We start from the raw sequence: 24,289 nt of genomic DNA on the forward strand, positions 1-24,289 counted from the left end.
AATATGATGATATGTTGAGGCGGAAATGCCTGAATTAATGCTGGATAGGCTGCAAAACTATAAAGCGTCGGTGCTGGTTGTAGACGACGAACCCATTAATGCTGAAATATTGAGTCATGCGTTACAGCAAAAATATTGGGTGCATGTGGCTGCCTCGGGTCAGCAGGCGATAGACTTCGTGTCGAGGCGCCCGGTTGACCTTATCCTCCTTGATATTCGTATGCCCGGCATGGATGGGTACGAAGTGCTGCGCCAATTAAAGCGACAGGACAATACCAAATCCATACCTGTGATGTTTGTGACCGGAGAAGGGTCGACGGATGACGAACTTAAAGGCTTACAACTTGGTGCAGTAGACTACGTTAGAAAGCCCTTCCAGTTGCCATTAGCTATGGCTCGCATAGGCATGCAAATCGATCTCAAATTAAAAACCGATATGCTAAAAGCCTATGCCGATGCTGATGGACTAACGCGTATATCGAATCGACGTAGATTCGATCAGGCACTACACGACGCTTTTGTTGAAAGTGTTGAGGAACAGCGCACATTGGGCCTAGTGCTGCTGGATATAGATTTCTTTAAGCAGTACAACGATCATTATGGGCATGGCGCAGGTGATGAGGTGCTTAAAAAAGTTGCACGGGTTATCAACGGGGCTGCAAAGAGAAGTAAGGATTTAGCCGCCAGAGTCGGAGGCGAAGAATTTGCCCTGTTACTTCCCGATGTGTCGATAGAGGCTATACAATCTATCGCTGAACGCATTCACATGACGATTGCGGATCTAAAAATTGAGCATAAAAAATCCCAAGTGTCTGAATTCCTAACCGTGAGTATTGGCGCGGTGTGTATCAAGCCCAATACACAAAATACTGAGTCTGACGTATACAATGCTGCGGATAAACTGCTCTATGATGCCAAGCATAAAGGGCGAGCCTGTACGGTGAGCAGTGTGTATGGTAAAGGCTTTTCAGAGTCTAATTCAGCGTCAGGGCAGGAATAACTTGGGTAGTGTAAGTACCTTGGTTAATAGCCTGCAAGGTATCATCCCCAGCTTGTCCCAGTGGCAAGGTTAGCGGCCCAGTAGGCTCTAATAAAATATAGTGTAAACCCTCAATCTGAATGCTTTCGTCACCACCTTTGAGCGTAAGGTTTATGCCTAACAATGCGTGATTGCGCAAAAATATCAGTCGCATGGGAACGTTAGGGAGAAACGCTCTGATGATCGCAGCAGCGAGTACAGATTTACTATCACAATCACCCTTGTTTTGATTCAGTAAGGTTATGGGTGGTAAAAAACCTGAACCATTGGACTCAACGCGGTCGTTTAAGGGCGAGTAGGGGATGCTTTGCAGCCAGCCTAACAGCAAGTTGATATAATTTCTGGCGTCACTTTGCTGGTCAAGTTTCTCATATAATGCTTGAGAGAGTGGAATAAGTGCTCGCGTGCTTTCTTGAATATAGCGCGTATGGTCAGGCTTAATCGCATTTTCGTTTAAGCGCGTTTGATACTGTTCGTAGTAGTTCTTATACAGATATTCATTGAAGGCTGATTTTTCTCGCGCCCGCATTTGTTCTTCATATTCGGCAATTTTTTCTGGAAAGCGGCTGCTCACGGCGATGTCGATTAAATCGCCATTCGGCTTAATCTCGATGCGTACTTCACGCGGATCATAGGTTCTTGCATGCCTGAAAAGGGACACTACGACGTGCCTTTGGGCAATAGCGGGTTGATAATTGCGCTGAGTGGTCGGTAAATTGGCAATCGTATCTTGATCGAGTGCAAATGACAGAGACTGGCTCTGTCGCTTATCATCTTGCCATTGATAGGTATATTGGATTTCCCGTTCATTAGCGACGCGAGAAAAATTCAATTGATCCGCGAGAGACACAGATGCCCACAACCAATAGCTGGTTGCAAAAATGATTACGACTCTGTACGTGACTCCGCGCATGGTTGATACCAGTTCAGTTGCCCCTGCAACTTAACAACACCTCCTACAATAATCAGCGTTGGTGGCTTAATGTCAACCTGTTCTGCACATTTTTCAATCGATGATAATGTACCAGTCACAACTTTTTGCTGTGGTAGCGTAGCAGATTCAACCAATGCGATCGGTGTATCTTCGCCAAGCCCATTGGCGATCAGCTCTCGAACAATGATGGGTAATCCAGTCAAACCCATATAAAATACAATGGTTTGATTTTTATGCGCTAGCGCCGCCCAATTCAGATCGATACTGTCATCCTTTAGGTGCCCGGTAGCAAACACCACGGATTGTGCATAGTCACGATGCGTCAACGGAATGCCAGCATAACTCGCAGCACCTGTCGCAGCGGTTATACCCGGTACAACTTCAAAGCTAATATCATGTGCTAAGAGCGATTCAATTTCCTCGCCACCACGACCAAATATAAAGGGGTCCCCACCTTTGAGACGCACGACTCTGTTACCTTTGAGTGCCTCGTCGATCAATAATGAGTTGATATCCTGTTGCGGCAATGTATGGCGACTTTTTTCTTTACCGACGTAAATTTTTTCGGCGTCGCGGCGAACCAGTTCGAGAATTTGAGGTGACACTAACCGGTCGTATACAACAACATCAGCCTTTTGCATCAAGCGTAGCGCTCTAAAAGTCAAAAGGTCCGGGTCTCCGGGGCCTGCACCCACCAGATACACCTGCCCTTTGCCGGTTGATTGTTGTTGGTAATGCCGTAACAAGTCTTCTAATTTTTGTTCAGCGCTTTGCAGACGTCCTTGATTAACATCTTCTGCGATATCACCGTCTAACACATCTTCCCAAAAATATCGGCGTTGTGTCACTGAACCCAGAGCCTGTTTTACTTTGTCTCTAAATCGTTCAGAGAAATCCCCTAAAGCAGCAATACTGTGCGGGATAACACTCTCTAGCTTTTGACGTAAGTAGCGTAATAAGACTGGCGCGACACCACCAGAGCTCATCGCAATGATAATCGGCGAGCGATCGACAATAGAGGGTGTAATAAACTTGCACAGTGGCGTGTTGTCGACAACATTCACCAGAATGTCTTGAGCGCTAGCTAAATCATGCACATGCTGGTTTACCGCAGGGTTATCGGTCGCAACAAAGATCAGATTTTTATGCTGAATATCTGCATCCACAAATTCTCGTTCTATAAGCTCTACCTCGTGCTTTTGACACAGTTCTAAAACCGTTTTACAGCACCAAGGTGAGACCAGCGTGATGCTGGCCTCAGTCTTCAAGATTAGTTCGAGTTTGCGGGCGGCCACTTCGCCACCACCGACGATGAGTACTCGGCTGTGTTGGCTATCAACAAAAACAGGGAAATAACGCATTACTTGTCTATTTTGGGTTTACGCCTTTTGTCTTGACCGCCTCTATCGGATTTACCTTTCCCACCTTTACGCGGAGGTTGATCCGACCACTCTCGGATATTCAGTCGTTGTCCAGCAACGCGCGTATTTTTCAGTACTTCGCGGGTTTCTGCTGGCATACCTTTGGGTAAATCAACAGTGCTGTAGGTGTCGTATATATCGATAGCACCAATATGCTTACTGCTAATATTCGCTTCATTGGCGATGGCACCAACGATATTACCGGGCTTGGCTCCATGAGCATGACCACAGTCGATCCGATAACGTTGCTTATCGGCATCGGGTTGGCTATTGCGTTGAGGTTTACGACGTTCTGAGCGATCGTTGCGATCACCACGCTCTCCTCTTTCAGAGCGAGCACCGCGTTTATCATCTCGTGCGGGTTTGCTATGCAAGTCAGGACGATCAGTCTCATTCAATAGCAACGGCTCATCACCTTGCGCTAACTTCGCCAAAGCCGCCATTAGACGTTCCGGTGAGGCTTCGGTCTCGGTTTGAATGCTTTCTATGATTGGAATGAACTGCTCAATGGCATCGTCTTGTAAAGCTTCAACAACACTTTGTTTGAAACGTGACAAACGCGATTGGTTTAACTCGTTGATCGATGGAATATCCATTCTTTCGATCACTTGCTTTGTTGTTTTCTCAATGGAAGTAAGCAAACGCTTTTCGCGATAATTGATAAACAAGATCGCATCACCTTGACGGCCTGCTCGACCAGTGCGGCCTATTCGGTGTACATATGATTCCGAATCGTAAGGTATATCAAAGTTGATAACGTGGCTTACGCGTTCGACATCTAGACCACGCGCAACAACATCGGTAGCTACCAATATGTCGATTTTGCCCTGTTTCAAACGCTCAACCGTGCGTTCACGGGCATTTTGTGGAATGTCGCCATTCAAAGGCTCTACATCGTAGCCGCGTGCAGACAATTTCTCTGCCAATTCAACCGTGGCAGTTTTGGTACGTACGAAAATTATCATGGCATCAAAGGTCTCGACCTCCATGATACGTGTCAATGCTTCCAGTTTATGATGACCGGCTACCTGGCAATAGCGCTGACGGATGGTACTGGCCGTCGTCACTTTCGAGGCAATTTTGACATGCTTCGGCTGATTCAAATAGCGCTTGGTAATTTTACGGATAGGCTCTGGCATCGTGGCAGAAAATAGCGCAGTTTGTCGCTCTTCTGGTGCGTGACTGAGAATAAGCTCTACATCGTCGATAAAACCCATGCGTAGCATTTCGTCAGCTTCATCAAGTACCAAGAAACGTAATTCGTTGAGCTTCAACGTGCCACGATTAATGTGGTCGATGACTCGGCCTGGCGTGCCCACCACGACTTGCACACCACGTTTTAGTTGGCGAATTTGATTATCATAAGATTGGCCGCCGTATATAGGTAATACACGGATCTTTTTAGAGAAGCTTGCGTATACCTGGAAGGCTTCGGCAACCTGAATAGCCAGTTCTCGCGTTGGTGCTAATACCAGTAACTGTGGCAGGGTGGCATCATCGTCAAGCTTTGCCAGCATAGGGAGCGCAAAGGCTGCTGTTTTACCGGTACCTGTTTGAGCTTGGCCAAGAAGGTCATGCCCTTCGAGTATAAGTGGAATACTTTCAGCTTGGATAGGTGATGGCTTTTCATAGCCCACTTTTTCAAGCGCTTGTAAAATTGGTTCGGGGAGGTTGAGGTCGCTAAAATTAATGTCGACAGTCTGAGTCATTGTGGATCCTGAGTTTGGGCGAGGCCATTTCAAGCAGCTATGTCGCGCCCACCAACCCCATATTATGCTGGTAGATAAAAACAAACACCGCTTGCGTGTTGCAAAGCTAATAGTATATTCGATAACCTGTGGCTATACCATGAATACCACGCGTCCTTTTCAAACGAATTCGGCGAGCGCGGACATAAAAGCAACAAGGATTTTGTATGATTCAACGTAAACACGGCGTTACCCATGCGCTAAAAGGCGTAGCAATGGCTGTTTGTATCGGCCTAATGGGCTGTTCACAAAAGACCAGTGAGGAGCACATCGCTGCGGCGCAAGCCTTTGTGCAGCAAGATAACCCCCAAGCCGCGATTGTTGAGTTAAAGAATGCGATTCAACTCGAACCCCAGTCAGCGAAGGCACGTTTCGAGTTGGGCAAGGTTTACATGGCCCAAGATGATTTCGCCAGTGCTGAAAAAGAATTGACCAGAGCAATGGACCTAGGACATCCGGCATCAGAAATTGTGCCGATGCTATCAAGGGCATACCGTCGCACTGGGGCGGTTAACGCATTGTCAGAAGTTGACCATAAGATGGCTAATTTGACCTCGGCAGAACGAGTAGAAGTCGGCTTCTTCAAACTGCAGTCATTGGTTGAGCTTGATCAAATGGAACAAGCTCGTTTATTGATTGAAGAATTAACCCAACTGGACACGAGCTCTACCTACTTAGGCTTGGTCAAGGTGGTTGAAGCGGTGTTAAATGAGGACACTGAACTTGCACTGCAATTAGCCCAAGAAACCCGTGACAAGGCGCCCCTTAACCGTGATGCGCTATTATTTCTTGCCCGTTTGCACTTAGAGCAGCAGCAGGTCGATTTGGCCATTGAGGCATTTGCTGATTATGTCAGCAAATACCCTCGTGACACGGATACAAAGTTCTTACTTGCAACGATGCTGGTTGAGATGGGTAAGACCGACGAAGCCGCTAAGTACGTTGATGACTTACTCGCGATAGCGAATAAAAACCCGATGCTGAATCAACTAAAAGGCATTATTCTGAGTGAGCAAGGCGAATATGCGAAAGCGTATGAGCACCTTAAGGTCGCATTGGAAACCGGTCGAAATGACCCTGTCTTACGTTTGGTGTCAGGGTTTACAGCATTTCAGTTGGGCGATTACGAAGCCGCGCACAATCACCTATCGATGATTGCCTCTCAGTTACCCAATGATCATGCCGGGTTAAAGTTATTGGCTGCCAGTCAATTGCAGTTAGGCCTTTCTGACGACGCAACTGCTTCATTGCAACGTTTGCAAACAGACAGCAGTGATGATGCAACGCTATTCTCTCGAGCTGGCTATGAGTTAGTCAAAGCCGGTAACGTAGAAGACGCTAAAGAAATGCTTAAACGCACACAAGAACTCGGTACTGGCGCGGATGATTTGTTGCGCTTAGGGGTGTTGCAGCTGTCATTGAATCAAGTTGAAGGCATTATCAATCTTGAACAAGCCGTTGAGCAGGCCCCTGAGTCAAGCACTGCACAATCAACTTTGGCGACAGCCTACTTGGCCACGAGTCAACTGGATAAGGCAGCAAAGTTAGCTTCAGATTGGAAAAACATCGCGCCCAATGAACCTCAAGCCTATTTGCTTGCTGCAGAAGTGGCAAAACGCAACGATGATATGGCGACAGCCTTGAGTGAATACGAACAAGCCCTGGCAATAGCGCCTAATGACCCTGTAGTCGTGCTTTCTCATGCCCGTTTTGTTGGGCAACAAGGCGATCTTGACGCCGGTATCGCGGGTGCTAAACAGGTACTCGAGCAAGATCCCAAAAACCTCAATGCCTTGGCGTTGATGTACCTATTGCAACGTGAGCAAGGTGATGCTTCAGAGGCGATGTCATTAGCACAGCAGCAATTGCAGCAAGCGCCTAATGAAGAGAGTGTGCGTATTTTGGTGGCTCGTATGCAGGCAACCGAGGGCAGTGTTGAAGAAGCATTGCAGACGCTATCGCGTATAACACCTTCCGCCTCAACGCAGCGTGATTTCTGGCAGCTAAAAGGGCAAGCCCTTATCCAGCAAAGAAACATCAATGATGCTCAACAGCATTTCAATCAGTGGATTTCGTTGTATCCATATGACAAGAATGCTGCGTTGGGTAATTTGTTGCTATTGGATATGGCAGGCAAAGTGGATGAAGGCATTTTAATCGTTGATAACTTCTTGGAAAAGCGCTCAGATCCGCATATTCGTTTGTTACAAGCTCACTTTTATAGCTTAAAGCCGGATGTACAGAAAAGCCGAGAGGCGTTGTCCAAATTGCAGGGTGATTTAGATGAGAACCCGTTTTATCAAAGCGTTGTAGCGCGCAATTACCTGTTTGAGAAAGAGTTTGCTAAAGCAATAGCGCCAGCCGAGGTTGCGTATAACGCTGATCCTAATTTTAGAAATTTGTTGAGCCTACTGAGTGCATATGAAGGCAATGACCAGCTCGATAGAAGTAATGAAGTACTGGCTGCTCACACAGAAGAACACCCAAGAGATTTGCGCGCTAGAATGATTTTGGCTGAGCGTCACTTGCGGAGTGACAGTGATACGGCAATCCAACAATATTTAGCGTTAGTTGAAGCGGACGGCAAAAATTTCATTGCTCTGAATAACCTAGCGTATTTACTGATGGAGAAAAATGATCTCGACTCTGCGATCACGTACGCGGAGCGTGCAGTTGAATTGCAACCCGATAATGCGGCGACTGCTGACACGTTAGCGCAAATTCACGTTGCGGGCGGAGATTTAGATAAAGCATTGGCACTGTATGATCGTACGGTGAATGCACGTATGGGCAATGAGGAAATTTTCCTCAATTATATTGAGACATTGCTTAAAGCTGATAAGAAGGTGATTGCGGAGCGTCGCCTTCAAGAGCGTAAGTTTGAGCAACCTGAATCACAGCAAACGATTGCGCGTTTGGTTGAAACATACGGTATTAAAGTTGCCGATTGATGCTTGAAATAGTTGTGGTTGGCACCACTTTAACGCGGAGCCAACCATGACTGTAGATGCATCAACATGTACCAACAATTACAAGAACGCTTATTCCACCTAAAAAGCAATCGAGCCTTTGAGCTCTTTGTCGTTGCCGTCATTATTATTTCTGCGTTAGAAATAGGCGCAAAAACCTACGATCTTCCCGCGTTTGCGTATACGCTTTTAAGCGGTCTAGATATTTTCATTACTCTCTTTTTCCTGTTTGAAATTATTGTTCGCTTTATCGCAGAACCGAATAAAAAGGACTTTTTCAAATCGGGGTGGAATATATTTGACACCCTCGTGGTCGTTATCAGCCTAATACCGGTGCAAGACAGTGAGATGGCACTACTGGCCCGTCTTGTTCGTGTGTTCAGGGTATTGCGGATGGTATCCATTATTCCGGAATTACGACTGCTCATTAACTCATTGCTTAAAGCCTTGCCTCAATTAGGCTACGTAGTGTTGTTGCTGTTTATTATTTTTTATATTTACGCCGCCATCGGCAGTTTCTTATTCAAAGATATTAACCCATTCTTATGGGGCAATATTGCGATATCGATGCTGACTCTGTTCAGGGTTATGACGTTTGAAGATTGGACTGACGTGCAATATGAGACCATGGAAGTCTATCCACTTAGCTGGATGTTCTACATGAGTTTTATCTTTTTCACGACATTTGCTTTCCTCAATATGGTCATTGGTATTGTGGTGAACGTGATGGAAGAGGAACACAAAGCAGAGGCAAAGAAGAACAATCCTGAGCCCAGCATGAGTGAACTACACCAAGAGATCAAAGCGTTAAAATCGTTGGTTAAACAATTAGCTGAGACAAAAAGCTCACAGCAACTGGAAGGTGATAAAAATTGACGTATACTAAAAACTATCAATCAAGGAGTTAAATGCGCATGGATAAGCCGGTATCGTCAGTTAAACCTATCTCGGATTCGTTGCAACGTCAGTTGAAAGAAGTATCCGATTCACTCTTAAGTTTTTCTGCCTCTCGCACCGAAGCGGAGAATTTGCGTGTTCAATTAAAAGATTTATTACAGCGCCTTGAAGAAAATCAGTAATACGTAACAACAGATTTTAGATATAAAAAAACCTCGACATCTTCGAGGTTTTTTTGTGGAAGCTAAACCACCAATACTGGGTGGTTCTTGCTGTGTTATCCAGCAGGCATCAGAGCCGCGTTAATCTGCTCTACGTCTTCTCGTGTCAAATTACCCGCCGCTTGCTTAAGACTGACAATTGACTGGATAAAGTCATAACGTGCACCGGCTAAATTACGACGTGCGTCGAACAAATTACGTGTGCTGTTCAGTACGTCGACAATTGTACGTGTACCAACGTCGAAACCTGCTTCAGTGGCTTCTAGCGCGCTTTGCGCAGATACAACGGCTTGTTGTAATGCATTGATGGTTGAAATAGACGCGATGACGTCGTTGTACGAGCTACGGATAGAACGTACAGTTTGGCGATAGGTCAATTCAAGGTTCTCTGAAGCCGCAACATAGCGGAAGCGAGCTTGATCGGTACGAGAAGATACCGCACCACCTTGATAAATTGGCACATTCAAGCGAACACCGATAGATTGGTTATTCAAAGCCGGTACATCAATATCGCCACCTGTCGCGACGACCGTAGTATCAGTACGGCCATATTCGGCGTTAAGTGACAATGTTGGATAGTGACCCGCGTTTGCGATATCAATATCTTCTTTGGCAATGTCTTTTGCGAAACGCTGAACCAATAGATCCAAATTACTTTCTTCAGCAATACCCACCCACTCGCTGGCTGATTCTGGCGCTGGACGTGGTGCGCTGAATTTTTCAGTGTCTAACACGTATAGCTTATCGTGGTATTTACCGGTGATTTCACGCAGTTCCTCTAGGCGAAGCTCTAACTGATTTTCAGCACGGATCTGCTGAGCAATGGTGTTATCGAAGTTGGCCTGCGCTTCATGCACATCTGTGATTGCGGTTAATCCCACTTCAAAACGTTGGCGCGTTTGTTCAAGCTGGCGTTCAATGGCGCGTTTTTCCGCTTTTACAAACTCAACGTTATCTTTAGCGCGCAATACAGCCAAGTAAGCAGATACAGTGCGCGTAATCAAACGCTGAAGTTCAGCTGAGTAACTGGCTTCACTTTGCTGTGCAACTAATTCAGCACGGTCTAGACCCAACCAGCGCGCGTGGTCATACAATGACATCGTGAAGTTAGCACCCATGCTAAGGGTTTCGGTTTCGTTTTCAAAAACGGCAAAACCGGCAAATACTTCATCTGTATTCGGGTCGCCATCGTCATCGATAGTTACTGGGTCAGTGTTATCTCGCGTACTCATGGTATAACCGATGTTGGCCGAAATCTCAGGCAACAAACTTGCGCGGCTAATGCTAATGCCTTCAAATGCAGCGTCGCGGTCAGCTTTGGCTCGATTAACTACAGGGTCGTTGGCAATAGCTTGCTGATAGACCTGCAGCAAGTCGTCTGCAACTGCTCCGGTCGTCACGCTCATTCCAATTAATAAGGAAAGTAAGGTTTTTTTCATGTGTGCGCCTTAGTGTAATGTTCAGTTCTGGTATATGCTTACCAGTCTACGTAATTCAAGCGGTAATCAATAATAAATAGTCGTAACACTTTGGGTTCAAGTGTAACAGAATGTAATCGCAATGCGCGCCTCTTCAGACTAATCAACGATTAAATGAGTTTATGTCAAAAATTCAACGTTTTACTTCAAATGATATTCGTAATTTAACCATCAGCCCTTTATACCAAGGGTATTTTAAGATGGTTCAATACCAATTTCAGCACCGCTTGTTTGAAGGCGGGTGGAGCCAGACGGTTACGCGTGAAATATTTGAACGTGGTCATGCCGTGGCCGTGTTGCCGTATGATCCCGTTAGAGAAGAGTTTGTGTTGATAGAGCAGTTTCGTGTGGGTGCACTCGACACTTCAAACTCACCGTGGCTGATTGAGATCATTGCGGGGATTATTGATGAAGGCGAAACACCTGAAAGTGTGTGTCATCGCGAAGCCATTGAAGAAGCGGGGATTACATTGACGCATCTCACAAAGGCACTGAGTTATCTTGCAAGTCCTGGTGGCACAACCGAGAGATTGGATATATTCATCGCTGCAGTTGATGCCAGTCAAGCTGGAGGCGTGCATGGCCTTGAGCATGAATCAGAGGATATTTTGGTGCACAGAGTACCAGAAGCTGAAGCCGTTGAATGGCTAAATTCGGGACGAATAGACAACGCAGCGGCTATTATTGCGTTACAATGGTTTATGTTGAACAAAACAAAATTGTTGGAGCAATGGCAACACCGTGAAAGCGAATAAGCGTAAGTATGTACCGCATTTACCCTCGATTTTAGCTGTTGGGGAAGCAAACTATGCGCGTATGATGCGTTTATTACCTGACGTCGATACGGAAAGTATGGAGTATACGTTTAATGCGGGAAAAGATTTGTATTATACGATCCAAATTATTGATTCTGCACCATACACAAGCACGTTATCTATCTGTCAGCACAATAGCCAGATGCCAGACTATATGCAGCCGAGTATGCAGGTGCGCTTGTATCACGATGCAAAAGTAGCTGAGGTGATCCAGTCTCAACAAATCAGTGCACTAGCGCCATCTTATCCCTATCCGAATACGCGCATGCACCAGAAAAATGAAAAGCATCAGGTCAATTGTTTTTTGGCTGAATGGTTAGTGTTTTGTTTAAATCATCATAATGAACCCTCTGCCAGTGCGTGATCCCGTTCAGATTATTCAAATTAGCGACTGTCATCTTTTTTCTAATCCGGCCACAACCGGTCCTGAAGGGATTAATCCATTTCAAACACTGGCAGCGGTGTTAAAAAAGATACAGCAATTAAAGCCCGACATGGTGCTACTCACTGGTGATATTTCGGGTGATGATAGTGAAGAAAGTTATCAGCACTTCATGCAACTGTGGCAGCAATATTGTTCTGGTATGTCGTTAGTCAGTATTCCAGGCAATCACGACGTTATTTCGTTTTGGGAAACGCATTTTTCAGCACAACACCGTGTTCAACACGTGCACATTCAAGATAGCCCATGGTATTTGCATTGTTTGCCATCTAACTTTGTTGGTACTCGAGCCCTAATCTCTGAGGACAATGTAGCGCGTGTATGTGATTTTATCAGTGCGCATTCCAACCAGTATCACATGGTTGTGTTACATCACCCGGTTCAAGAAGAAGGCGTTTGGATGGATAAACATTCGTTGATTAATCCGGATGTCCTAACCCCTCTATATTCCCTGTCGGCATTAAAAATCGTGTTGCATGGGCATGTGCATACGCCAAGAACGGTAAATCGAGAACATGTAAAAGTACTGGCATGCCCGAGTACCTGTTGGCAATGGGGCAATACACCTGAATTTAGCGTAGCCAAAGAAGCGCCCGCGTTACGAGTTATTCATCTCAGCGATGACGGTGGGTGGGAAACTCAGATAGTATCAGTACAAAGTTAACGAACAACAGACCAGATGAAGTAGGAGTGACAGTGACGCCCGTCGTTTATTTACATGGATTTTTAAGTTCGCCTCAATCAGAGAAGGCCGTGCTAACTCAGGAGTATGTGCAAAAGCATTTGCCCAACGTTGTCATGCATACACCGCAGATCCCGAACACCATTGATCAGGTGCCAGCCGCAATTCATAATGTAATAAATCCTATTGTCAGTTCTGGAGCACCGCTGCGTCTGATTGGCAGTTCTATGGGGGGCTTTTTATCAACTTGGCTGATTGAGCAATTTGGCGGAAAAGCCGTGCTCATTAACCCCGCTGTTGCACCGTATAGGTTAATGCAAAAATATCAGGGGCCACATGTGAATCCCTATACGAATGAACAATTTGAGGTCACTTCTGCTCATACTGAACAACTAAAGCAGATGGAGCCGTCCACGATACACGCGCCATCTTGCTATAAGGTTTTGTTGCAAACGGGTGATGAAACTTTGGATTACCGCTTAGCACAAGAGCGCTATCAAGGTGCCGATATGGTGATTGAAGAAGGTGGTAATCACAGTTTTGTGGATTTTGCACAGCATCTACCGTCAATATTTGCGTTTTTACTGTCTGACAATGGAGTATAGCAATTGCCCAACTCCGGGCTGCTTGGTAACATCAACTGAGCAATGATGCGCAACTCAATTAACCGCACGCAGTGGTTAATGAAGATGCATACCAATAACAATTTGCGCCGAGAAAACGAGTACTATGTCAAATCAATACAACGCTGATGCCATTGAAGTCTTAAATGGGCTTGAACCGGTGAAACGCCGCCCAGGCATGTATACCGATACCACGCGTCCAAATCACTTGAGTCAGGAAGTAATCGACAACAGTGTTGATGAAGCATTAGCGGGATTTGCCTCTAGCATCAAAGTGATTTTGCACTCTGATCACTCCCTTGAAGTGATTGATGATGGAAGGGGTATGCCAGTCGACATTCATCCGGAAGAAGGGATTTCCGGTGTTGAATTGATCATGACCAAATTGCACGCGGGTGGTAAGTTTTCAAACAAGAACTACGCTTTTTCGGGCGGTCTTCACGGGGTTGGTATCTCGGTTGTTAACGCATTATCGACGCGTGTAGAAGTAACCATTCGACGGGATAGTCAGGTTTACCAAATTGCCTTCGCAAATGGCGATAAAATCGAAGACCTAACCGTGGTGGATACCTGTGGTCGCCGCAATACGGGTACGCGCGTGCATTTTTGGCCAGACCCTCAATATTTTGATAGTGCCAAGTTCTCAGTTACTAAGCTAAAGCATGTCCTTAGAGCTAAGGCGGTTTTATGCCCCGGCTTACGAATTCGTTTTGATGACAAAATCAATAATGAAACACTCGAATGGTACTACGAAGATGGTTTACGAGATTATTTAACCGACGCATTAACGGATGCCATCACATTACCCGAAGAAGGGCCTTTCGTTGGTACTTTTTCGGGCAATACTGAACAAGCTGATTGGGCGGTAATGTGGTTGCCTGAAGGGGGGGAGATGGTAACGGAAAGTTACGTTAACCTTATTCCCACAGCACAAGGCGGTACGCACGTAAATGGTTTGCGCCAGGGCTTGCTGGAGTCAATGCGAGAGTTCTGTGAGTTCAGAAACTTACTACCACGAGGCGTTAAACTGACGCCAGAAGATATCTGGGACCGCTGTAGCTATATTTTGTCGACTAAAATGCAAGATCCGCAGTTTGCAGGTCAAACAAAAGAACGTCTTTCCTCTCGTCAAGCCGCAGCATTTGTGTCCGGTGTAGTAAAAGATGCCTTTAGTTTGTGGCTGAACCAGCATACGAACGTGGCTGAATTACTTGCTGAAATGTGTATCAGTAATGCCCAGCGTCGTTTGCGCCAAACCAAGAAAGTGGCGCGCAAAAAGGTTACGCAAGGCCCAGCGCTGCCGGGTAAACTGACCGATTGCTCTTCACAAGATATTACGCGTTCTGAATTATTCCTTGTGGAAGGTGATTCAGCAGGTGGCTCTGCCAAGCAGGCTCGTGACAGAGAGTTTCAAGCCATCATGCCGTTGCGCGGAAAGATCCTCAACAGTTGGGAAGTCGATTCTTCTCAAGTGCTGGCTTCACAGGAAATCCACGATATTTCTGTGGCGTTGGGTATTGATCCGGATAGTGATGATTTGACCGGTTTGCGTTACGGCAAAGTGTGCATTCTCGCTGATGCTGACTCAGATGGTCTGCATATCGCCACTTTATTGTGTGCATTGTTTGTTCAGCATTTCAGAAAGCTAGTCGATTCAGGGCATGTATACGTAGCGATGCCACCTTTATTCCGTATCGATGTGGGTAAAGAAGTGTTTTACGCATTGGATGAAGGTGAAAAGCAGGGGATTTTGGATCGTATTGAAGCGGAAAATAAGCGGGGTAAGGTGAACGTTCAGCGTTTTAAAGGTCTGGGTGAAATGAACCCTATGCAATTGCGCGAAACGACCATGGACCCTAACACTCGACGCTTGGTGCAGCTAACCATTGAAGACGCGGATGGAATGATGGAATTAATGGATATGTTACTGGCGAAAAAGCGCTCGCCGGATCGTCGACAGTGGCTTGAGTCTAAAGGTAATTTAGCCGAAGTGGTTTAAGTTTCGGGCAATTTCCCCGATTTACAGCGAGCTGTGAAGATTTAATACACGTACCGTCGTGTGGAAAATTTCTTACCTTATGATTTAATTTAACTATGCGAACCGTCTTTCGTACGCTACTGCTTTTGGCTGGCGTCTCACTCATTCTGCTGGTGGTATTAGGCTTCGTTTTAACCGATGCCAAGCCCAGTGTTGCTGATTCTGGTCTACAAGGCTTAGATGACGCTGAATCTGTTACCGAGTTACTGCACCAATTGCAAACCAGTGTGATAGAACGAGATGCTCCGCACACCATTGTGATTACACGAGCGCAGGCCAACAGTTTGGTGGCGTTTCTTGAAAGAGCCAAGCCACAAGTCGTAGGGCGAGTTCAGTTGTCAGAGTCTGAGACCGAGTTGCAATTAAGTTATCAACTGCAAAAGTTTGGATTGACGCGTTACGTGAACCTTCATGTTGCCGCATTGCCGGATAACAAATTGACGTTCAAGTATGTGCGTGTTGGCAGTCTTTCATTACCGGGCGATTGGGCATTGTCGTTGGTCACTTTTGCGGTTGATTATTGGACCAGCAGTGATATCGCAACCTTTGCGACAGAACAGGTGTCTAGCATCAAAATGACAAACGATGCGGTGCAAGTTCAACTACGTCCGCTCGAAGGGTTACTTAAAGAACTAACAGAATTGCAAAATGGGCTAAACATCGATCAAGATGAATGGTTAAGTGAGCGCACGGCATTTTATTTGCGTTTTCTGGCGCGCTTTTCCGTCAATAATGAGGCTATTTACAACGATCCCGAGCCCTCTCTAGCACCCTACCTTCAAGCTGTGATAAGCCATGCGATGAATAATGCAGAACGCAGCGCGGCTGAAGAAAATGAGGCTGCTCTATTAGCATTGACTGTGTTCGCAGGGCATCATCGTTTCGGAAACTTGGTTGGGCAGGTGCAATCAGATCCGGCACGAGCAGTGCGTCCTCCACACCCCACTCGATTGGCGGGGCGATTAGATTTAAGTCAGCATTTTATCATTTCGGCTGGGTTGAAACTGCTCTCTGAACAAGGGATAACGAACGCAATTGGTGAATTCAAAGAATTGATGGACCGTGTCATGGGAGGCAGTGGATATAGCTTTGTTGATCTCGCGGCAGATATCGCCGGAGTTGAGTTTGCAGCCCTTGCAATTGATCCTGAACAGGCCGCTGCCGTGCAACGCTATATCGCCAATGGTGTCAATGAAGAAGACTTCTTTCCATCTATAGAAGGGTTACCAGAAGGACTGGACAAAACGTCTTTTACTGAGCGTTATGAAAGCGTAGAGAGTGAGGTGTATCAGCAGCAGGTTGCTGAGGTTAAAAAACGTGTTGCGTCATTACCGATTTATCAAGCACTTTCGCTCAAAGGGCGCGATTAGCCTCGCTAGCGCCGCCCTACACTTGTCCCGTTTTCTAGCTTTTTAGCGAAGTTTTGAATTCTGCCAAAGTGGCAAACATCAGTTCCATTTGCTTGATGACAACAGGCAATGATTGACCCAGTTCGTTTTCATCCATTTGTTTTAATTGTTCGATGTTGATTGTTAACTCTTCAACATAGGGACCAAACCGTTTGGCGTTTGTTTCAAACCCCGCTTCACTGCTGAAAATTTGCGTGAACTTTCCTTTTCCCTGTTGTTGAAGGCTGTCGATTGCGGCATCGGCATCAATGGCTTTACGGAAAATGAGCTGCAAATTGTCGTTTAATTGTTGATGAAGCGATTGCATAAAAAAACCTAAAGTTATCTAAATCTCGGTCGATACTGAAAGAAGCGGGCAATTGTGCCTGCTTTTAACTTTAGCTACAAGCAAACAGGAAATTGGTATGGATTTACAAGGTGCACAAACCTCTGAAACGTCCGGTGCTTCGCTAGAGCTTGCTTCGCTTAAGTTGGCTAAAAGTCAGCAAGAGCAAGAAGGTCAGGCGTCGCTTCAGTTGCTGGAATCAGCCGCTGACGTACCAAAAGCGACTTCTGCAAACCCTGCGATTGGTCGAAACATCGATACTTTTGCATAACCTGTAGAGTCTAAAGTAACTGGCCGAGAGGCCAGTTCTTTATTTTTGTTACTCGTCGAGCATGTTCAGATCGACGAGACTTTTTGATTGTTCCCCACCCACTTCTCTTACTAACTTTGGCACTAGATAGCCGGGTAGTTCCGCTGCAATATTTTGCATTAATGCGCGTGCTGCATCGGTTGGTATATCAAAATGAGATGCGCCTTCGACTTTATCCAGTAAGTGTATGTAGTAAGGCATTATGCCTGCAGCAAATAATGATTCACTCAATTGCACTAAACATTTGGCATTGTCATTTATACCGCGCAGCAAAACCGCTTGGTTTAATAGGGTAACACCCGCGTCAGCTAATCTTTTTAAACGTAAAATCAGTTGTGGTGATATTTCCTGTGGATGATTGATATGCAATACCATGATGCGCTGTAACGGTAACCCGGAAAACCAATTAAAAAACGCATCATCGAGTCGCTCCGGCAACACGACCGGCAATCGTGTGTGGATGCGCAGTCGCTTGATGTGAGGGATGGTCGAAATTTTATGCGCCAATTCTGCCAAATGAGTATCTTTTGCCATCAGTGGGTCGCCCCCAGACAATATCACTTCATTGATATTAGGATCAGCAGCAATAGTACTCAGAATGTTCTGCCAGTCTTGTTTACTCGGTGCGTTATCTGCGTATGGGAAATGGCGACGAAAACAATAACGACAGTTCACCGCACAGCCACCGCGTACGATCAGTAGTACGCGAGAGCGATATTTGTGCAACATGCCAGGGGTTTGGTTATTTTGTTCAGCCAGCGGATCCACACTAAAACCGGGTGCCTGATTGAATTCCTGTCTGTCCGGGAGTACTTGCAATAGCAAGGGGTCATCGGGCGTTGCGGGTTGCATCAAGGAAACAAAATGGCGCGGCACACGCATGGGAAAGAGTCGCCTAGCTGTTATGTCTTGACTGTATTGAGACGGATCCAATTTAAGGTGTAGCAATAACTTTTCAGGATCGGTAAACGCAAAAGATAATTCTTTTTGCCAGTTAGACTCTACAGAACCCAGATTTTTAGGTATTATCTGCGCCAATTCAATTGCCCATTACTAACGGTTAAACATACTATGGCGAATTTTAGCACCAACGAATTCAAAGCGGGCCTTAAGATAATGCTCGACGGCGAACCTTGCAACATTCTTGAGAACGAATACGTAAAACCTGGAAAAGGCCAAGCCTTTAACCGCGTAAGAATTCGTAAACTTATTTCTGGTAAAGTGCTAGAAAAAACCTTCCGCTCCGGTGAAACGGTTGAAGGTGCAGACGTACTCGATACTGAACTTGCATACCTATACACTGACGGTGAATTCTGGCACTTCATGAACAATGAAACTTTTGAGCAGATTGCGGCAGATGAAAAAGCGGTTGGCGACAACGTGAAATGGTTAGTCGAAAATGACATGTGCACAATCACCCTATGGAATGGCACACCTATCACTGTCACGCCACCTAATTTTGTTGAGCTTGAAATCACTGAAACTGATCCTGGCCTTAAAGGCGATACAGCGGGCACAGGTGGTAAGCCTGCAACATTAAGCACTGGCGCTGTCGTTCGAGTACCTTTATTCGTGCAAACCGGTGAAGTGATCAAAGTTGATACTCGCAGCGGTGAATACGCGTCTCGCGCGCAAAAGTAATTCCGGATTTTCCTGCTCTAACACCCTCGTTGGGGCAGGCCTCACCTTCAATTCTATGGCGCGAACTCATGACACATAATGTCACCACGACTTGGCAGCCAACAGCTCAACTCAACGCATTGCAACAACGTGCCACTATGTACGCGGCAATCCGTCATTTCTTTGCACAAAGAGAAGTGCTTGAAGTTGAAACCCCTGTTTTGAGTCATCATGCCAATACCGATGTGCACATTGATTCGATGCAGTGCCATGAATGGTTTTTACAAACGTCGCCTGAATTCGCCATGAAACGGTTGTTGGCAGCGGGTACTGGTTCGATATACCAAATTTGTAAAGCGTTTCGGTATGAGGAAAGTGGCCGTTGGCATAATCCTGAGTTTTCAATGCTTGAGTGGTATCGTGTCGGGTTTACTCACCTTGACCTGATGCAAGAAGTGAGTGAGTTACTGCAGGCAACTCTTGGTTGCGAAGCGGCCGATACGCTGACTTACCAACAAGCATTTTTGCAATATACCGGGCTAGATCCACTTGAGCGTGAAAATGACCAACTCCGTCAGTGGGTTGTGGGACGTGAAATACTCGCGTCATCGCCTGACGATATGAGCGTTGATGATTTATTGAATTTAGTCTTTAGTCATTGCATTGAGCCAGAACTTGGTCGACAGCGCCCTGTGCTGGTGGTGGGATTTCCCGCCTCACAATCAGCCTTAGCTCGCATAAACGAAAGTGATAATCGTGTTGCCGATCGTTTTGAAGCCTATTTTAAAGGTGTTGAACTCGCAAATGGCTTCTTTGAACTGAGTGATAGTCAAGAACAGCGCCGGCGATTTGAAGCCGATAATGCACATCGCTTATGTGCGCAAAAAAACACAATGCCGATTGATGAAAACCTGCTAGCTGCACTTGAAAGTGGGTTGCCCAGTTGTGCTGGCGTTGCACTCGGGCTTGACCGTCTACTGATGTTGGCAACCGGCGCACAACATATCAATGAGGTAATTGCGTTTCCCATTGAGCGCGCGTAGAGCAGTCTCGTCGACGGTTGATTGCCTATACTTCCTCGATAATCCGCTGATTATCAGCGACCAAATGCTATTAATCATGTAGATTAGCCGTTGCAAATTTTCAAAAATGTTATAACATCACATAAAAGTTGATATATTATAACATTATATGAGGTTGATAATGGGGTTTACTAAGACGGCACTAGCAGGTTTTGCCGCCGCAGTTATCGGTACTGGCGTTCCATCTTTAGCATATGCAACCGTGTTGCAAGGTCAGGTTACAGACGTCAATGGCCAACCAGTCAGTGGTGCAACAATAAAAATTGAAGGCACAAGCCGTGTCGTTTTCACTGATGAGCAGGGGAATTATTCCGTTGATCTAACAGAGCGAGAGTTAGCGTCGCATTTACACGTGCATGTATATTCTGCAAACCATCTTCATGGTGACAACGATCTTGGCTATATCAACGCTGATACGACAGTGAATTTCTCCTTGAAGCCGGTTGTGTTTGAAAATGTATTGGTAACAGCCAACCTATTAGAAACTTCTGTACTGGAATCCATAACCCCTGTTACGGTTCTGGGCGAGAAAACATTGCGCAAGCGTCAAAGCGCAACCTTAGGTGAAACCCTCAAATTTACCCCTGGTGTGCACAGTACCTATTATGCAGGTGTCGCGGCTAGCCCTGTGATCCGCGGGAATGATGGTCCTCGGGTTAAAATTGTACAAAATGGATTGGATGTCTCTGATGTCTCACGTATCGGACCGGATCACGCAGTCGCGTCAGATGCTAGCAGCGCAACACAAGTTGAAGTATTGCGTGGCCCCGCAACATTACAGTATGGCAGTGGTGCGATCGGTGGGGTGGTCAATATCGTTGACAATCGCATACCGGATTATGTGCCTGTGGGTGTCGATGGTGAAGCTGAGATGCGCTATGCCACGGTTAATGATGAAAAATTTGCCAAAGTTGATATGACAACAGGATCAGGCAATTGGGCATTTCACCTTGATGCGTTTACCCGTGAAACGGGCGATATTGATATTCCGGGATTCGCCGAGATTGAACCTGAAGAAGACTCTCCTGAAGGGATTATTGAAGGCTCTGCGGTCGATACTGACAATGTTGTAGCTGGTTTTTCGTATGTGGGGGATGCAGGCTTTTTTGGCATGTCTTATCAGCAAATGAACAATTTCTACGGTGTACCTGGTCATGCGCATGAGCATGGCCATGAAGAAGAGCATGAGGAAGATGAACACGCAGAAGAAGAGCATGCGGAAGAAGCCCGCGTCAATATTGATGCTCAACTTGACCGTTACCAATGGGTTGGCAAATGGTTTTCTCCTGTAGCTGGCATAACATCGGTAGAGTTCATGGGCGCCTACAGCGAGTATCAGCATGCTGAAATTGAGGGTGATGAACTCGGCACTCAGTTCGCAAATGATACCTTAGAAGGTCGTATCGATATTCGTCACGCCGATATCGCTGGGTGGCACGGTGTATTTGGTTTGCAATATGCTAACAGTGATTATGCTGCATTTGGTGAAGAGGCCTACACTCCGCCGGTGGAAACGGATGCGTATTCACTGTTTGTGATTGAAGAAAAACGCATTGAAGACTTCACTTTTCAGTTAGGCGCAAGGGTAGAAAGAACTGAGTACAGTGCGAGTGATGTGGATATTGATATCGCGATTGCTGACGTTGATCATGCTGATCATGAACACGAAGATGAGCATGAGGAAGGCCATGACGAACATTTTGTGTTTGCCCCATATTCATTTACCAGCGTATCAGCATCAGCTGGAATGAACTGGCATTACTCAGACAGTAGCGCGCTAGCGGTGTCTATATCACATTCTGAACGTGCGCCGAGTCAACAAGAGATGTTTTCCGGTGGATTGCACTTAGCGTCAAGAACCTATGAATTAGGCCTGGTATTTGACCTTCATGAAGACGGCGATTTATCCACTGAGTTGGAACACCCTGTTGAGGAAGTGAGCCACAATATTGACATTACGTGGCGACAGTTTCACGAAGATTGGGGATTCTCAGCATCGGTATTTTATAGTGATGTGAGTGACTATATTTATCAAGCGGATACCGGACTTTCGTTTGCTGATGCGCACGAAGAAGATATTCACGACGAAGATGTTCATGAAGATGAACTGCACGAAGATGAGCACGATGAACATGATGAGGGATATCCCATCCTAGTGTTTAAGCAAGGTGATGCAACCTTGTATGGTTTTGAATTTGAAGGTCATTTAGACATGACTGACACATTAAGACTCAGTGCGTTTGGTGATTATATTCGCGCCAAATTGGATTCCGACGATTTACCACGTATCCCGCCATTGCGTTTGGGCGCATCGTTGGATTACCAATGGCAAGACGTGAATGCAGATTTTGAAGTGGTTTGGTACGATGCGCAGGACAACACTGCCGCATTTGAAACGGCTACAGATGGCTATACGTTGGTCAATGCGGGCGTGAATTATTCGTTGTATGCGTATGATACGGAGTGGCAAATCTTCGCGCGCGCTGAGAATATAACGGATGAAGAAGCGCGAGTGCATACGTCATTTTTAAAAGACCAAGCGCCGCTTCCGGGACGTAATTTCCAAATCGGTGTACGTACCTATTTTTAATGTTTTAAGGAGGCTACATCAGTAGCGAGCAGCACCATCCTAGTTGGTTAGAAGCCGAGCATTTTATGCTCGGCTATGGCTCGTTGTTAAGCGCTGATAGTCGAGAACGGCACAGTGACCATGCACATGCGGCCTTTGCCGTGAGTGTTAAAGGGTTTTCCAGGGGGTGGGTCACAAGAGCCTATCATGAGAATCAAACCTACGTTGGCGCAGAGCCTGCGTCTGACAGTTACCTCAACGCGCTATGCACGCCTATAGCGCTCAACCCTAAGTTTCAACAACGTGAACGCGACTATCAATTTAAAGCCGTTGGCCTTGAGCAAATCTCATTTCTTGAGGACATTCCATCTGAATACTTGCAAAGAATTAAGCGCCCAGGCGTTACCTTGTGGATTTGTGAATCGTTGGATATTGCACCCGCTTCGGTTGAATATCCGGTTTACCTCAGTTATGTGGATACTTGCCTAGCGGGCTGCCTTAGTCATTTTGCTAATCTTGACGAGGGGTTAGATGCAGCCCGTACTTTTCTGCAAACAACACATGGTTGGCAACATGTGATTGATGACAGAGCTAACCCACAGTATCCTCGACGTGCAAATGTCAGTAGAGAGCATCAGCACATGATTTCATCTTTGTTAAATCAGCATAATATTTCGGTCAGAGATTTTCTGCATGCAAACACCTAATGTTCGCCTGCGACCAGTGCTAGTTGAGGATGCCGAGTTCATTTGTACGCTGGTAACTGATCCTGCCTGGCTTCAATATATTGGTGATCGCGGCGTCAATGATAAGCACACTGCGCAACAATTTATTGTCAACAGTATTCAGCCAGTCTATGCCCAAAAGGGGATGGGGTTGATGGTTGTGGAAGATGCAGAGTCTGAGCAAACCTGGGGGCTGTGCGGGCTCTTGCAACGGGATTTCCTCGATGCGCCAGACTTGGGCTTTGCGCTGCTCCCGGTTGCCCGCGGTAAAGGCATTGCTTTAGCGGCGAGTGAACTTAGTTTACGAGCCGCTGAGAAAATGGGGCACACCCATGTGTATGCTTATACCAGCGCAATCAACGATGCGTCACAAGGGCTAATCAAACGTTTAGATTTTGAATTCGAGCGTCACATATCCCCTCATGGAGAGGAACTCTATTTATTCAAAAAGTCCTTTAGTCCATTAAGTTGAAGCCCTTGAACATGGGCTACGATGGGAGCCAATTTTTCGAATCCTTCAGCATTTACGCCATGTACTTTATAAGTCAAGGTTACTTGAGTCCCTGTCGGGGTTTCAGTCAATTGCCAATCTAACGCGCCATTCATACCCATGCCTTGGAGTGGACCTAGCCCACCACTCATGCGCAGAGTTTGGTTTGGGTCAACAAAAACGATGCGCATATGTTCAGCACTTTTATTGTCTTTGCGTTCGCAGAAGCAACCGCCTGCGTTGGCGTCGATACTAAATGTACCCATCCACCATGAATGGTCTTTGGGCCACCATAAGTCCACATCATCTATGAGCGCATGCCAAACCACATCCGGCGTTTGTGGGGTTTGCATGACATTTTCAACAATGAAACCATGCTGATCCGTGTGCTTAACATCAGCGTGAGCTGCAAAAGGGAGTAGCGCAATCAGTATCAACAAGGTTTTCATAGT

Annotated in this window: 23 protein-coding genes; 16 read left to right on the forward strand and 7 right to left on the reverse strand. The window is 46.1% G+C overall.

Annotation, left to right across the window (positions count from 1 at the left end; genetic code table 11):
* Positions 1-25: 25 nt before the first annotated feature.
* The gene (locus CSH93_RS13385) at positions 26-1,000 is read left to right on the forward strand and encodes a diguanylate cyclase domain-containing protein (protein ID WP_100643759.1); all 975 of its coding nucleotides are present in this window, start codon (positions 26-28) and stop codon (positions 998-1,000) included.
* On the opposite strand, the gene CSH93_RS13390 is transcribed toward CSH93_RS13385, so the two are convergent.
* Genes CSH93_RS13390 through CSH93_RS13400 form a run of 3 tightly spaced genes read right to left on the reverse strand, consistent with a single transcriptional unit; the run spans position 975 to position 5,103 of the window.
* Positions 975-1,952 (reverse strand): hypothetical protein, encoded by a 978-nt coding sequence (locus CSH93_RS13390; RefSeq protein ID WP_100643760.1) that lies wholly within the window; start codon positions 1,950-1,952, stop codon positions 975-977. The genes CSH93_RS13385 and CSH93_RS13390 overlap by 26 nt on opposite strands.
* The gene (cysG, locus tag CSH93_RS13395) at positions 1,925-3,334 is read right to left on the reverse strand and encodes a siroheme synthase CysG (protein ID WP_100643761.1); all 1,410 of its coding nucleotides are present in this window, start codon (positions 3,332-3,334) and stop codon (positions 1,925-1,927) included. The genes CSH93_RS13390 and cysG overlap by 28 nt, the downstream gene beginning before the upstream one ends.
* On the reverse strand, positions 3,334-5,103 hold the full coding sequence (locus CSH93_RS13400) for a DEAD/DEAH box helicase (protein ID WP_100643762.1): 1,770 nt from the start codon (positions 5,101-5,103) through the stop codon (positions 3,334-3,336). Before CSH93_RS13400 ends, cysG begins: the two co-directional genes overlap by 1 nt.
* 206 nt (positions 5,104-5,309) lie before the next feature.
* Between CSH93_RS13400 and prsT the strand changes: the two genes are divergently transcribed.
* From prsT to CSH93_RS17945, 3 genes are all read left to right on the forward strand, one after another.
* A complete protein-coding gene (gene prsT, locus CSH93_RS13405; RefSeq protein ID WP_100643763.1) occupies positions 5,310-8,093 on the forward strand; it encodes an XrtA/PEP-CTERM system TPR-repeat protein PrsT in 2,784 nt (927 codons plus the stop codon).
* Positions 8,094-8,159: 66 nt separating this feature from the next.
* On the forward strand, positions 8,160-8,987 hold the full coding sequence (locus CSH93_RS13410; protein WP_100643764.1) for an ion transporter: 828 nt from the start codon (positions 8,160-8,162) through the stop codon (positions 8,985-8,987).
* Positions 8,988-9,025: 38 nt separating this feature from the next.
* Positions 9,026-9,190 (forward strand): hypothetical protein, encoded by a 165-nt coding sequence (locus tag CSH93_RS17945; protein WP_164078374.1) that lies wholly within the window; start codon positions 9,026-9,028, stop codon positions 9,188-9,190.
* Between the two features lie 95 nt (positions 9,191-9,285).
* Here the strand turns inward: CSH93_RS17945 and tolC are convergent, their stop codons facing one another.
* The gene (gene tolC / locus CSH93_RS13415) at positions 9,286-10,668 is read right to left on the reverse strand and encodes an outer membrane channel protein TolC (RefSeq protein ID WP_100643765.1); all 1,383 of its coding nucleotides are present in this window, start codon (positions 10,666-10,668) and stop codon (positions 9,286-9,288) included.
* Between the two features lie 161 nt (positions 10,669-10,829).
* Here tolC and nudF point away from each other — a divergent pair, with 161 nt between their 5' ends.
* The 6 genes from nudF (at position 10,830) to CSH93_RS13445 (ending at position 16,677) form a co-directional block, all read left to right on the forward strand.
* Positions 10,830-11,462 (forward strand): ADP-ribose diphosphatase, encoded by a 633-nt coding sequence (gene nudF / locus CSH93_RS13420; RefSeq protein WP_100643766.1) that lies wholly within the window; start codon positions 10,830-10,832, stop codon positions 11,460-11,462.
* On the forward strand, positions 11,449-11,886 hold the full coding sequence (locus tag CSH93_RS13425; protein WP_240615600.1) for a DUF1249 domain-containing protein: 438 nt from the start codon (positions 11,449-11,451) through the stop codon (positions 11,884-11,886). Before nudF ends, CSH93_RS13425 begins: the two co-directional genes overlap by 14 nt.
* Positions 11,879-12,628, forward strand: coding sequence for a metallophosphoesterase family protein (locus CSH93_RS13430; protein ID WP_164078375.1), 750 nt, complete (start codon positions 11,879-11,881; stop codon positions 12,626-12,628). The genes CSH93_RS13425 and CSH93_RS13430 overlap by 8 nt, the downstream gene beginning before the upstream one ends.
* Positions 12,629-12,660: 32 nt before the next feature.
* Complete coding sequence (locus CSH93_RS13435) at positions 12,661-13,251, forward strand: YqiA/YcfP family alpha/beta fold hydrolase (RefSeq protein ID WP_100643768.1); 591 nt, start codon at positions 12,661-12,663, stop codon at positions 13,249-13,251.
* A gap of 124 nt (positions 13,252-13,375) precedes the next feature.
* Entirely contained in the window at positions 13,376-15,268 is a 1,893-nt protein-coding gene (parE, locus tag CSH93_RS13440) for a DNA topoisomerase IV subunit B (RefSeq protein WP_100643769.1), read from the forward strand.
* Positions 15,269-15,363: 95 nt separating this feature from the next.
* On the forward strand, positions 15,364-16,677 hold the full coding sequence (locus CSH93_RS13445) for a YfiM family lipoprotein (protein WP_100643770.1): 1,314 nt from the start codon (positions 15,364-15,366) through the stop codon (positions 16,675-16,677).
* 34 nt (positions 16,678-16,711) lie between these two features.
* Here the strand turns inward: CSH93_RS13445 and CSH93_RS13450 are convergent, their stop codons facing one another.
* Positions 16,712-17,023, reverse strand: coding sequence for a hypothetical protein (locus tag CSH93_RS13450; RefSeq protein WP_100643771.1), 312 nt, complete (start codon positions 17,021-17,023; stop codon positions 16,712-16,714).
* A gap of 97 nt (positions 17,024-17,120) precedes the next feature.
* Between CSH93_RS13450 and CSH93_RS13455 the strand changes: the two genes are divergently transcribed.
* A complete protein-coding gene (locus tag CSH93_RS13455) occupies positions 17,121-17,312 on the forward strand; it encodes a hypothetical protein (protein WP_100643772.1) in 192 nt (63 codons plus the stop codon).
* Positions 17,313-17,360: 48 nt separating this feature from the next.
* Here CSH93_RS13455 and epmB read toward each other — a convergent pair whose 3' ends face one another.
* Entirely contained in the window at positions 17,361-18,389 is a 1,029-nt protein-coding gene (gene epmB, locus CSH93_RS13460; RefSeq protein ID WP_100643773.1) for an EF-P beta-lysylation protein EpmB, read from the reverse strand.
* 33 nt (positions 18,390-18,422) lie between these two features.
* Between epmB and efp the strand changes: the two genes are divergently transcribed.
* The 5 genes from efp to CSH93_RS13485 all read left to right on the forward strand — a co-directional run bounded on the left by efp (position 18,423) and on the right by CSH93_RS13485 (position 23,819).
* Positions 18,423-18,992, forward strand: coding sequence for an elongation factor P (gene efp / locus CSH93_RS13465; protein ID WP_100643774.1), 570 nt, complete (start codon positions 18,423-18,425; stop codon positions 18,990-18,992).
* A gap of 68 nt (positions 18,993-19,060) precedes the next feature.
* Positions 19,061-20,014, forward strand: a complete 954-nt coding sequence (gene epmA, locus CSH93_RS13470) for an elongation factor P--(R)-beta-lysine ligase (protein ID WP_100643775.1) — start codon at positions 19,061-19,063, stop codon at positions 20,012-20,014.
* A gap of 160 nt (positions 20,015-20,174) precedes the next feature.
* Entirely contained in the window at positions 20,175-22,643 is a 2,469-nt protein-coding gene (locus tag CSH93_RS13475; protein WP_100643776.1) for a TonB-dependent receptor, read from the forward strand.
* 65 nt (positions 22,644-22,708) lie between these two features.
* A complete protein-coding gene (locus tag CSH93_RS13480; protein ID WP_100643777.1) occupies positions 22,709-23,329 on the forward strand; it encodes a gamma-glutamylcyclotransferase in 621 nt (206 codons plus the stop codon).
* Positions 23,316-23,819 (forward strand): GNAT family N-acetyltransferase, encoded by a 504-nt coding sequence (locus tag CSH93_RS13485; protein ID WP_100643778.1) that lies wholly within the window; start codon positions 23,316-23,318, stop codon positions 23,817-23,819. The genes CSH93_RS13480 and CSH93_RS13485 overlap by 14 nt, the downstream gene beginning before the upstream one ends.
* On the opposite strand, the gene CSH93_RS13490 is transcribed toward CSH93_RS13485, so the two are convergent.
* Positions 23,783-24,286 (reverse strand): SRPBCC family protein, encoded by a 504-nt coding sequence (locus CSH93_RS13490; protein ID WP_100644010.1) that lies wholly within the window; start codon positions 24,284-24,286, stop codon positions 23,783-23,785. The two genes, CSH93_RS13485 and CSH93_RS13490, sit on opposite strands and share 37 nt — an antisense overlap.
* Positions 24,287-24,289: the final 3 nt, after the last annotated feature.

It is taken from the genome of Neoalteromonas facilis, assembly GCF_002807665.1.
Classification (GTDB): Bacteria; Pseudomonadota; Gammaproteobacteria; order Enterobacterales; family Alteromonadaceae; genus Alteromonas_E; species Alteromonas_E facilis.